This window comes from Kitasatospora albolonga, from assembly GCF_039535905.1.
Lineage (GTDB): Bacteria > Actinomycetota > Actinomycetes > Streptomycetales > Streptomycetaceae > Kitasatospora > Kitasatospora albolonga.
Map to the genome: position 1 here is coordinate 22,095 of NZ_BAAAYB010000142.1, position 12,452 is coordinate 34,546.

Sequence of the window (12,452 nt, forward strand, 5' to 3'; positions counted from 1 at the left end):
GCGGTGCCGGGTGCGAGGGGAGTGTCACAACCCTGTGATGACGGCGTTCCGGAGGGACTCGCCCCTCTTATCCGCCGGGCGGTGACCGCTACGCTGACGGTATGACGAGCGAGGAGCAGCCCAGCCCCACCAGTGCCCCCGAGCCACCGGAGATCCGTCCCGCCGGGACGCCCGGCGAGCGGGCCAGGGCGCTGCTGCGGCTGCGCCCGTACCGGAGGCTGTGGACCGCGCAGCTGATCGGCGGGGCCGGTGACCGGCTCGGGCTGATGGTGCTGGTCGGCCTGGCCTGGGTGGCCGCGCTGATCGGGGGTCAGTTCGGGCACGGGTACCGGGCGGGGGCGCTGGCCGTCGCCGCGCTGCTGGCCTCGCGGCTGCTGGCCACCGTGCTGTTCGGCGCGGCGCTGCTCGGACCGGTGCACGGTCTGGTCGCTTCGAAGCTGGACCGGCGCTGGGTGCTGTTCGGATCGGACGCCTTCCGAGCGGTCCTGATCGGGATCGCGCCCTGGTGGCTCACCTGGTCGTCCGGCTCGGCGCTCTGGCTGCTGCTCGGCACCGCCTTCCTGGCCGGTGCGGCCGAGCGGGTCTGGACGGTGGCCAAGGACGCGGCCGTCCCCGGCCTGCTGCCGGTCGCCGACCCGTACGCCGTCGAGTCGGAGCAGCGGCCCTCGGCCGCCTACCTGGAGACGGTCCGCTCGGTCGACCTGCGGACCGGCTGGGCCGTGGTGCCGCTGGCGGGTGCCCTGCTGGTCGCGCTGACCCTGCTCAACAACGTCTTCGCCGCCTTCGGCTCGGACTGGCTGCGGACGCACCAGTTCACCACCGCCGGGGTCGGCGCCGCGCTGCTGCTGGCCGCCTCGGCCGTGCTGGTCTTCCTCCAGCAGCTGCCCTCCGGCGCGGCCGGAGCCCCGCGCTCCCCGTTGCAGGGCCTGCGCGCCCCGACCGACGCCACCCCCGGCCCCGCGCTGAGCAAGGGCCGGACCGGCTCCGCCCCCTACTTCACCTTCGCGGTGGCCGCCGCCTACGCCTCGATGGCCGGCGTGGCCGCGCTCGGCCTGCTCACCTCGGTCGACCACCGGGGCGGCCCGATCGGCTACGGCCTGGTGGTGCTGGCCGCGGGCCTCGCCCCCGCCGTCGGCGTCCGGATCACCCGTCCGCTGCTGCCCTCGCTCTCCCGCCGCCGGCTGCTGGCGCTGGCCCTGATCACCGAGGGCCTGGCGCTGATCCTGGCCGGGCTGGTGCTGGACTTCGTCCTGGTCCTGCTGCTCACCGTGCTGGCCGGCCTGGCCGCCGGCGTGGTGATCGGCACCGGCCGGACGCTGCTCGCCCAGGAGGTCGAGGAGGCCCGGCTGCCCAAGGTCACCGAGCACCTCCACGCGGTGCTGCGGGTGGTGGTCGGTGCCGCGCTGGTGCTGATGCCGCTGGCCGCCGCCGGGTACGGCGAGATCTCGCTCGGCGAGGTCGAGCCGGGCAGCTTCACCTTCATCCACGACGGCGCCGCGCTGGCCGTCGGCTCCGCCGGGCTGCTGGTGCTGGTGCTCGCCGCCGTGGTGCTGCTGAAGACCGACGACCAGCGGGGCACCGTGCCGTTCGGCCGCGAGCTGCTGCGCTCGGTCCGCGGCGCGGACGTGGTCCCGGCCCACCGGGTGAGCGGCACCGGCTACTTCATCGCCCTGGAGGGCGGGGACGGTGCCGGCAAGTCCACCCAGGCGAACGCCCTGGCCGAGTGGATCCGCAGCAAGGGCCACGAGGTCGTGGTCACCCGCGAGCCGGGCGGTTCGCCGATCGGCCAGCGGCTGCGCGCCCTGGTGCTGGACGTCGGCAACACCGGCCTCTCGCACCGGGCCGAGGCGCTGATCTACGCGGCCGACCGGGCCGAGCACGTCGAGAACGTCATCCGCCCCGCGCTGGAGCGCGGCGCCGTGGTGATCACCGACCGGTACATGGACTCGTCCATCGCCTACCAGGGCGCGGGCCGCGACCTGGCCGCCACCGAGGTGGCCCGGATCTCCCGCTGGGCCACCGGCGGCCTGGTGCCCGACCTGACCGTGGTGCTGGACGTCGCCCCCGAGGCGGCGCGCGAGCGCTTCACCGAGGCGCTCGACCGGCTGGAGTCCGAGCCCACCGAGTTCCACGCCCGCGTGCGCGCCGGGTTCCTCGCGCTGGCCGCAGCCGACCCCGCCCGCTACCTCGTGGTGGACGGCAGCCAGCAGCCCGCCTTCGTGACGACCGCGATCCGCCACCGGCTCGACCGCGAGCTGCCGCTCTCCGAGCAGGAGAAGGCCGCCAAGCTCGAGCAGGAGCGGCTGGCCCGCGAGGAGGCCGCGCGCCGCGCCGCCGAGGAGGCCCGTCTGAAGGCCGAGGCTGAGGAGGCCGAGCGCAAGCGGCTCGAACTGCTGGAGGAGCTCCGGAAGGAGCAGGAGGAGAAGGACCGGCTGGCCCGCGAGGAGGCCGAGCGGCTCGCGGCGGAGGCGGCGGCCAAGGCCGCCGAGGAGGCGCGCCTGAAGGCGGAGGCCGAGGCGGCCCGTCAGGCCGAGGAGGCTGCGGTCCGGGCGGCGGCGGAGGCCGAACGGCGCAAGGCCGAGGAGGCGGAGCGGCAGCGGCTGGCCGCCGAGGCGGCGGCGCAGGCGGAGCTGCAGCGCCAGCGCGAGGAGCAGCGGGCCGAACAGCGGCGGCGGGCCGAGGAGGCGCTGCAGCGGGCGGAGGCGGCGCGGGTCGCCGCGGCCGCGGCTGCTGCGGCGACGTCTGCTGCCGCGGCCACGGCGGCTGCCGCGACGACGGCTGCGTCGGCTGCCGAGGCGGAGGACTCGGGGGTGGCGTCCTCGAACGAGGCGACCACCACCATGGAGCTGGCCCACCCGGGCCGGGACCGGGACCAGGCCACCACCGAGCTGCGGAAGCCGGCCGACGAGACGGCCGTGCTGCCGCGCGTCCCGGCGGACGAGACCGCGGTGCTGCCGCGGGTGCCGGCCGTGGGTGAGACGGCGGTGCTGCCGCGGGTCCCCGCGGACGAGACGGCCGTGCTGCCGAAGGTGGAGGGTGCCCGGACCGCCGAGCTGCCCAAGCTGACGGCTGAGCCCGTCCGGCCTGCCAGGCCGACCGCGCCCGCTGCTCCCGCTGCTCCTGCGGACCGGGTGCCGTCCGACCTGTGGCGGGACGAGCCGGCCGCTCCGGCGGAGTCCGAGGCCGAGTCGACCCGGGAGCTGCCGCTGCCGGTGGAGGAGCCGCGGCCGCGGCCGTCCTGGGCCGAGGAGACCCCGATGGACGACCTGCCCAGCCTGACCGACAGCCTGCTCGGCTCCCGTGAGGAGTGGGCGCGCTGGGACGAGACGGCGAGGAGCAGGACCGCGACCGCAAGGGTCGCAAGCGCAAGTAGCCGTTGGATCGATCGGAGGGGCGGGGCGCGGCCGGTGGCCGGGCCCGCCCCTTCCGCGTGCCGCCGCTTCCGCGTGGCGGGGACGGGGCACGGCGTCGACCTCTCCCGCCGGTCGGCGCGGCCGTGGCGGGTGCGTCTCGGCGGCGGGCCCGTGGGTGTCCGCCGTTGCGGTTAGGCTCGGGTGGGACGAGGGGAGTGCGGCGTGAGTGTGTGGGACGACCTGGTCGGCCAGGATCGGGTGGTCGAGCAGCTGACGGCGGCGGCCGTGGCGGCGCGGGCGACGGTGGCCGCCGGGCGCGCGGGTGCTGACGGAGCGTCGGAGGGTGCCCCCGTCCCGGGTGGGAACGCCTCGCTGATGACGCACGCCTGGCTGTTCACCGGCCCGCCGGGCGCCGGGCAGACCACCGCCGCGCGGGCCTTCGCGGCGGCCCTCCAGTGCACCAGCCCGGATCTCGAACTCGGCGGCGTTCCGGGCTGCGGTTTCTGCGACGGCTGCCACACGGTGCTGTCCGGAAGCCACGCCGACGTGAAGTACGTCCGCACCGACGGCCTGTCGATCGGTGTCGGCGACATGCGCGACCTGGTGCTGCGCGCCGCCAGCTACCCGACCGGCGGCCGCTGGTCGGTGATCCTGGTGGACGCCGCGCACCGGCTGACCGAGGCGGCGGCCAACGCGCTGCTGAAGGGCGTGGAGGAGCCCTCCCCGCGCACCGTGTGGCTGCTCTGCGCCCCCTCGGTGCAGGACGTGCTGCCCACCATCCGTTCGCGCTGCCGCCTGCTGGTGCTGCGCACCCCGGCAGCCGAGGCGGTGGCCGACATGCTGGTCCGCCGGGACGGGGTCGAGCCGGAGGCGGCGCGGCTGGCGGCGCTGGCCGGGCAGGGGGACATCGAGCGCTCCCGCCGCCTGGCCGTGGACGAGCAGGCCCGGGCCCGTCGCCTGGACGTGCTGAAGATCCCGCTGGAGGTCGCCGACATCGGCGGCTGCCTGGCCGCGGCCCAGCGGCTGGTGGACACCGCCAAGGCGGACGCCGAGGCGCTGGCGGAGAGTCAGGACGCGAAGGAGACGGGCGATCTGAGGGCGGCTTACGGGGCGGTCGAGGGCAGCCGCGCGCCGCGCGGGATGGCGGGCGCCGTCAAGGAGCTGGAGAAGCGCCAGAAGAGCCGGGCCACCAGGACCCGGCGAGAGACGCTCGGCGTCGCCCTGCTGGACCTGCTCGGCTTCTACCGGGACGTGCTGGCGCTCCAGCTCGGCTCCACCGGCGCGCTGTCCAACGAGGACCAGCGCCAGGCGCTCGGCCGGGTTGCGGGCGCCGGGAGCGCGGAGAACACGCTGCGCCGGATCGAGGCCGTGCTGGCCTGCCGCCGCGCCCTGGACCGGAACGTCGACCCGCTGCTGGCGGTCGAGGCGATGACGGTCGCCCTCCGGGCGGGCTGAGCAGCACCGCTGCGCGACCCCGCAGGGCTGGGGCTCGGACCGACGGCGTGGTCGGTTGCCGCCGTACGGCGGTGAGTTGACGAAACATCACCTCCTCCCTTCGAGTGAATTGCGGACCCGCCCCGGGAGCCGTCCCGCCGCCCGCCGCTGCGCCCGGCACGCTGTGCACCGAGAACCGAGAGGTGGTGCGCCGCATGCCCAGACCGTTCCTCGTCGTACCGCTGGTGGTGGCCCTGGTTGCCGGGTTCCTGCTGGGCCGGGCCGCGCTGGTCCGCTGGCGCGACCTGAAGGCGGCCCAGACCTACGAACTGACCGCCGAGCAGCGGCCGTTGCTGGTCAGGGCCGGCGGCGCGGTACTGTGCGGGATGTGCGTGACCGCGCTCACCGTCGCGGTCGTCCTGGACGGCCGGGGCGTCCGTCCGGCGCAGGCCGCCGCCGTGGTCGCGGCCGAGCGGCCCGCCGCGCCGCCGGTGCAGCCGTCCCCCTCCGGGGCCGAACTCCCGCCCGTGGTGACGCGGTTCGAGCTGATCGGCAGGCCCGCGGGCGGTGAACTGATGGAAGGTGAGGTGGCCGGACCGGACGGCCGCCCCCGGACGGTCAGGGTCTGGCTGCCGGACCGCTATCGCGCCGAGCCGCAGGCCCGCTTTCCCGGTCGTGGTGCTGCATGCGGGCACCACAGGCCGGACCGCCGACGCCGAACTCCCCGACGTCTTCGAGGGCGTCGCCTCCGCCGTGAAGCTGGGCCGCTCCCGCCCGTTCGTGCTGGTCGCCCCGGCGGCCCCGGCCGGCACCGGCCACCCGTGCGAGCTGGTCGCCGCCGCCCCGCAGGCCATCGCCGACGACCAGGCTTTGCGGACGGCCGTCGGTGCCGCCTTCCGCACCCTGCCGCCCGGTCCCGGCGGCTGGGGCGTGCTGGGCGTCGAGGGCGGCGCGGCCTGCGCGGGCCGCCGCCGGACTGGCCCGCCCCGACCTGTACGGGGCGGCGGCCGCCGTCTCCGGCCGGTACGACGGTGCCGCGCTGGCGGTCGCCGCGGCCGAGGCGCCGGAGGGCACCGCGGCGAAGTTGCTGCTGGCCGCCGCCAAGGACGACGCGGAGGGGCTGGGCGCGGCGCGCGGGTTGCAGAAGGCGCTGAAGGAGGGTCAGGGGCGGGCCGCCAAGGCCAACGTCCGGCTCTCCGACGCGGTCCGGGACTTCGCGCCCGAGCGGGAGCGGCTCCGGCTGGTCCGGGTGGCGGTCCAGTACCTGGCCGAGAACCTGACGCGCTGACGGCCATGGCACCCGCCGTACCCGCCGTACCTGTGCATCCAGCGGCCCCAACGGCCCCGGCGGCCCCGGCGGCCGTACGGCGATGGCGGAGCTGCGGGCCCCGGCGGTGGTGGCGACGGCGGCGGTGGCGGAGCGGAGCAGTTGCACTGGCGGGCTCGAAAGCGGGTTCGGGGCGCGCGGCGACGCCCTGCGCGGAGCGCGGGCGTGCCGATCACCGAGCGCTAGGCTCGGGGCGTCCGACCCCCTCTGCCGAGAGAAGACGCCCCGATGCGCGCAGTCCGGCCCGTCCGCCTCGTGCCCGCCCTGCTCGCCGCCGCGCTGCTGGTGGGCGGTTGCACCTCGGGCCGGTCCGACAGCCCCACCTCGTCCACGCCGCCGTCCTCGGACGCCGCTTCGGCGCCTCGGCCTCCCGGAGCGCCGGTGCCACCCCGCTCCAGCCGCTCCCGGAGGGCACCCCGGCCGCGCTGGCCCCGTACTACGCCCAGAAGCTCTCCTGGCAGCCCTGCGACGGCGAGTTCGAGTGCGCCACCTTCAAGGTCCCGCTCGACTACGCGGCCCCGTCCGGCGGCGATCTCACCCTCGCCGCCGCCCGCAAGCCCGCCACCACCCGTCCCGGTGGCCGGGCCAAGCTCGGCTCGCTGCTGCTCAACCCGGGGGGCCCCGGCGCCTCAGCCGTCGAGTACGTGGTGCCGTAGGCGGATGTGGGCCACACGTGGGCTACGCACTGCCGCGGAGGTCGCGCCGGTACGACTTGTGGGGCTGTTCTAGGCCTGTCGACTCGCGCGCGCGGCATGCTACGGCCGCTCCCATGGCCGTGACGGGTTTGCCTGCCGTGTAGCCCTGGCAATGGCGACATCGGACGCGTACACGCCGTCGACATCACCCCTGTACGACTCAGTGCGGAGATCTGACGTGGGGCCTGGTGGCCTCGCGACAGAGGTAGTTCCGCCGAGGGGTGGGTCAATGCAGAACGCGTGGAGGGTGCGCTTCGTGCTCGGCTCACACCGATCCTCTCGCACCTGGCTGTACGAGTCGGCGCGCGCTGGGACCTGGGACTGTGCTGCGTCGCATATCTGGTGTCGGCAGACGAGAGAGTCATGCTGTTCCCGTCTTGGCAAGTCTGACGGTGACTTCCTCGTGTCGCTCACCATTACGCACCGGTCTCTCTACCGCGTGGGCCGCCAAGGTCGTGCCCGGATGCGTGTTGGACGTCGCGATAGGACTCCGGCGCGCCGACTGCCGTCGTCGCCGGCAACCGTGGACCGCAGGGCGGCCGGCTTCGTAGACCGTCGCCTGTCGCGCCTTCGCCAAGGACTTGTCGTGTTTCTGCGTCCAAGCCGGGTGGGGTGTCGGCGCCTGTTCAAGAGTCGGCGACAGTGTCGCGAACATCTGAAGGCTCGCGATTGCATCTTCTCTCGCCTCTTCACAGCAGCTCGACGGCGCCGCGCTGCTCGCCCACGTCCCGGTCCGTGGTCCGCATCCCGCCTGATAGTCTGACGGAGTGCCGCAGGCACCACCAGGCGTGATCCACTGCGTGACATGTGACGTCCCGAGTTCCTCTCGCCCCTGCTAGGCGCACGCAGTCCGCTCGCTGAACCCACCTGCCAAGGCCGGGCGACGCCAGGCACGGGTCGTGCTCGAGCTCGTTCGCGACCAGTACTATTACGAGCGTGCGAGTCCGACGCAGTCTACCTGAAACCTCATGTACGCGCCAAGCTATGGCGCTCTCAACTGCCTCGCATCGCGCTCCCCGCCGCGCCTTCTCAGTGCCTTACGCGCTCGGCACCTCAGGGGCGCTGCCGCCGCCGTGCTGGCCGTGTGTCCCTGCGCGTGGGATCTTCGAGAAGGCCTCGCGCCCGAGACGCCCACTGTCGGTCCCGGCACCACGGTGTGCGACATGGAACCGTGGGATGGCCCGTGGTCCTGCGCCTACTGGCCGGTCCCGCGCCACCGCGCCCCGTACGCACACACACATCAGCCGCACGCTGCTCATGTCCGCACGCTTCCTGCTCCCCGATCATCAGTAGGTCGACGTGTTCGGCAGCTCCACACCCGCGCACCCGGCGACGTCGTCTCCCTATCGCCTGGCCCCTGTTGTGTATCGCATCTGCCGGCCACTAGCTCGACTCCGGCAAAACGGGCCTCCCACCTCGCACGAGCGACGGCCACGGCCTGACTGGACCTGCGCCCCATACGGCCCTGGTGCCGATGGCGCAGACGACGTCGTGGGCGTGTGGGCCGCAGACACGCACGCTGGCGCGTGCCGCTGGAGTCAACCGCGCTACCGTCAGGTACTTCCATCGCGTGGTGCACGGCTCCGGCCATGACGGCATCCCGCTGCTGCGGCGAAGTATAGCTCTACCGACGCACGGGTACTGAATATGGTGGCTTCCGGCGCCCCGGTGGCGTCCGTATGTACGATGACCGCCCTACCCCATGTTTCCCGTCGCAATGGAGTGCTCTCCGTGCTCGGAGTCAACGACCTGGCGTCGACGTACGTGCGTCAGTCTGTGTGCCCTGGTCATCTGTCCTGCTGCCGGGGCGGCGTGTGTCCGTCTCGCTCTCTACGTCCTGTCCGTCTCGCCGCCCGGCGTAAGGGCATACGCTGAGCTCATACGCAACTGGCTACCAGGTCGCCGCGCGTGTGCCGGCGTCTTCATGCCGGCGACTTCACCCTGATCAGCCTCCCGCCCTCGGCGCCGATCCTCCCTCCTGTGAGGCCAACTCCGGCCGTCTCGCCGTGGTGCAAGTTCGGCGGCGTGCGCGTCCTACGCGTGCTCTGTATCAGGCTTCGTGGGCACTGCTCCGCGCCGCCACGTCAGTACTGTGTTCTGGCGCGAGCGCACGCCCTCCCGCGCCGTCCGATGTCTCGCGACGAGGCTGCAGGCCGGCACCGAGCGACGCGTGTCCGCCGCCGCGCCCTGGTTTGTGATGCAGGCGGCCTGCTCAACGACCCCAAGGCCGATCTCTCTTCCTGCTCTCTCCTTCATTTCTACCCAGTTCGTCGCACCCCGCCTACGAGCGCCAGCGACCGAGCCTCGTCTTCTCCTTCTCCTCCTCGCGGCGTCCTCGCAGACCCTTCGCGTCCTGTATCCGTCTCCCGTCCTGCTCTGCTGCGTGGGTCGCAACTCACCGGGTTCGCGCTACCAGTGCCTTCCGCGCGCGCGCAAGCGCCTCTCTCCGCACCCTCTCATGGTCATGTCCACCGTGCGTTGTCGTGCCCCTCGTTCGCCGGCTCTCACGCCGCCTAGGCAGCTCGCGGTCTCCTCCTCGCCTGACCTCTCTGGCCTGACATCCGCTCCTGCCCGGGGCTCTCCGGGCCTGCGGAAAGTCGTACGGTAGCGACGAGTGCGCAGCGTGTAGAGCTGGTCCCGCGTTCCGTGCCGAAGGCGTCGTTCACACGATCACAGCCAGGCAACGCGTCGCGTGCACCGCGCCGTTCAGCTCAGTATGGTGGCGCGTCACGAGACTGCGATTCGCTGCACACTCGTGCGTCGTAATGCGTAGGTCGTATAGTTGGTTCGATATCCTGTGTTTTTATTTTCATTGGTTTGCGGCTGCAAGTAAGCCCACTCCCGCATTTGAAGCGGGAGTTGGGCCTTTTTGTGACCTATTCTGGAACCGTGGGCTCCGCTTTGGGTGCCCTCAAAACCAACGCATGCGATTTTTGCGTGGATACGGCGAGTACTCTGCGCTGATGTTGACTGTCCCTGCCGGAGGAGCCATCAGCGGTGAAGCCGCCGCTGACGCTAGCGGTTGTGTGTGCATTGTGTGCGTTGTGACAGTTTTACCGGGTGTTCGTCTGGTGCCGTATCGGTCTCGAAAGTGCCCTGAAGGTTGCCGCCGTTGTGCAGCTCGATCACATGAAGTGGTGCGGGCGGCACTTGGCTGTTGCGCGGCGTAGCTGCGGATCCGCACAATGTGGTTGTCGCTGAGTAACTGTTCTCTGGGCGTCATTGAGCCTGGTACTGTCAGTGGACGTTACTGTGCGTCTAAGTCCGTTGTCCTGGTGGGGCGCGCTAGGCCCCGAGCGCCCGCCGGCTCGGTGAGCGGGCTCAAATCGTCGCCCACTGGCGTCTGTGATGCGGGCATCAGCCCGCAACAGCCGCCGTCAACTCGTCCGAGCACCACAATCACCCAGTGCTCGGTGGTCATCGAAGGGCTGCTCGAGCCGTTTCACATCAATCACGGCGGTCTACTGCTGTAGCAAGGGCGGCGGTGGCCGCGGACTGGACCTGCCACGCTCCGTCGAAGCTGCTTGTATAGGAAGACGTTGTCCCCGTGCGCGCTTCGCCGAGCACGGTTCCACCAGGACGTCTGTGCCGATGGTGGCAGGCCAGATCAGCCTCGCACTGACTCGATCCGCTCGTGGTGCGTATTGGCAGGTCCAAGTCCCGTTACGGGCGAGCTTTACGCGGGCCGACCGCGCCATTTGAGGGGCTCGCTTGTTCTCCCCGTAGAAGTGTTCCTGGCATTTGGGTGCGATCCTGTGTCACTGACCTGAACTGAGTTGATTCGATGCATGGGCTCGAGGCAGCAGGTCGCCTTGTCGTGCCCGTGTTGTTGTCTACGGTGAGAAGCGGAGGCTGCGGATCTTCGCTTCTTACTGGGATCGGAGCGCCTGAAAAGGAGACCTCGGTCGCGCAACCGTGTGTTCATCTCACGCAGCGTGTTCGAGGCCTTGGGTCGGATGGCGGCCCCTGAGAACCCAAGACTTTTCGACTCGAGGCTGAGCATTCCTGTTAGAGGCTCCCTCTGCCCGGTTTCGGTTACTCGCGGACGGCCACTTGGGGCCAGTGTACTCGACAGACCCATGTAGGTCGCGGTGCTCCACACGTCCCTGATGATCAAGCCTAGCCGCGATTTTCCCTCAGAGCTTTCCCGTGTGCCCAGTTCGTCCCAGGCGGTCGAGGTAGTCAGAACACGAATTCACGGGTGGTTCGTGGGACAACCCGCACGATCGGCGAGCGCGGGCGACGAGGCATTCTGATCGCGTTTACGTGTGCCGTGCAGCCCGCCTGCGTCCTGAAGCAGCCTCCACTGGGCAGCCAGAGAGTTCCTCCTGGTAGTGACCGTGTTTCCGAACCCTGCAGCGTCGGGAAGAGGCACGCCACTTCAAGCGCGCCTATCCGTCTTTTCGCGTGGTAACGGCTTCAACGCTGGGGTGGTCAGCGCAGTTGACACGAGGACCGGGGTATCCCCAGCCTGCCGGCATGCCGTCGGATGCGAGCCTGGCGATTACCCGCGGTTCGTATGCGCAGATGAGCCAAGACGAGAAGCGCCTTCGGAGTCGTAGCACCAGCGAGCGGGCCGGCTTTGTTCCCTTGCACGCGGCGCCGCCGCTTCCACATCCTCGTTCGTTCATCGGGTCTCCGAAGAGGCTCGCCACGACGTCTTCGATCTCCGCTCCGTGAGCTGCCCCGTTGTTCTTTCTCGCTGGGCCGCGACCGATCTCGGCTAGCCCCGTCCATTGGGCGCCAGCTGGTGCTGCCAGCTTCGGTGATGTTAGCTGACAGTCCCGCGTCGGCGTCCGGTTTCGTGAGCGGAGCTCGCTGACCACTCGGCGGCCTGGACCGGAGATGTCTCCTCAGTGTGGTCCCGGCTCGAGTCTGTGTTCTTCATGTGACCCGATTCTAATTAAACAAGCTCTTTTACACCGTGAGAAGGCTTCGTTCGAACCACCTCATGCCTGTCGACGAGCCCCAAGTCGATAGCGCCTCGGACGCAGCAGCATGGGTGGGACGGTGCAGGTCGGAGCGAGGGACCCGCGTTTGCATGATCGGTAGTGCCTCCGGCTAGCTCGACCGATCGCACTTCAACTTCGGTAACGCACCGGTTGTCTGTGGGGGATGACGTGGGTGCTTGTACGTGCCCTGGATGGTGAGTTGCCCGGGCGTAGGGTGAGGCGGGAGGACTCCTTCATCAGCCGAGAGCTTGGCGTGCCGGCTGGCGCCGAGCTCCGCGTACCTCACGCGTGGCTTGTATGCAGCCGGACAGGACCTTCAAGGCCGACAGCTTGCCAAGAGCGTAACCCCCGGGAGAACCCTTCTCGTCCCCTCTGGCAACTTGTTTGGGCTGGCGGGCAACTGTGGCGTGGTATTCGCGCCTCATGTCGCCAGGGCGATCTGATACGTTCCTTCCACTCAAGCGCGTTGTTTTGGGAATCTAACTCCGCTTCGCTCGGCTAGGAACATCGCCTTCGGACACCTCACGGGTGACTTACCATCTCCGGTACACGAGCGGCCTCCTCCCGGACTCCGCTCACGTACCGCACTCATAACCTGGAACTCCATGGGGGAACAGATGTGGGCGAAACGTACTCCCAAAAATCCCCCAACATGATGCATAATATGTGAAAAAGATACTCGTGCTACTAA

The 12,452-nt window shown here is 70.9% G+C and carries 4 protein-coding genes; all 4 read left to right on the forward strand.

All coding sequences use genetic code 11. From position 1 onward, the window contains the following. The first annotated feature begins 101 nt into the window (after positions 1 to 101). On the forward strand, positions 102 to 3,548 hold the full coding sequence (tmk, locus tag ABD946_RS34580) for a dTMP kinase (protein ID WP_345289620.1): 3,447 nt from the start codon (positions 102 to 104) through the stop codon (positions 3,546 to 3,548). 27 nt (positions 3,549 to 3,575) lie between these two features. Continuing rightward, positions 3,576 to 4,808: a DNA polymerase III subunit delta' gene (locus tag ABD946_RS34585; protein WP_345289621.1), complete on the forward strand. Its 1,233-nt coding sequence runs from the start codon at positions 3,576 to 3,578 to the stop codon at positions 4,806 to 4,808. Positions 4,809 to 5,673: 865 nt separating this feature from the next. Then, entirely contained in the window at positions 5,674 to 6,075 is a 402-nt protein-coding gene (locus ABD946_RS34590; protein WP_345289622.1) for a hypothetical protein, read from the forward strand. 332 nt (positions 6,076 to 6,407) lie between these two features. Next, positions 6,408 to 6,770, forward strand: coding sequence for a hypothetical protein (locus ABD946_RS34595; RefSeq protein ID WP_345289623.1), 363 nt, complete (start codon positions 6,408 to 6,410; stop codon positions 6,768 to 6,770). Positions 6,771 to 12,452: the final 5,682 nt, after the last annotated feature.

Excerpts from the sequence above, each read along its gene's own strand:
- tmk (WP_345289620.1), top strand. The coding sequence starts at position 102 with ATGACGAGCGAGGAGCAGCCCAGCCCCACCAGTGCCCCCGAGCCACCG.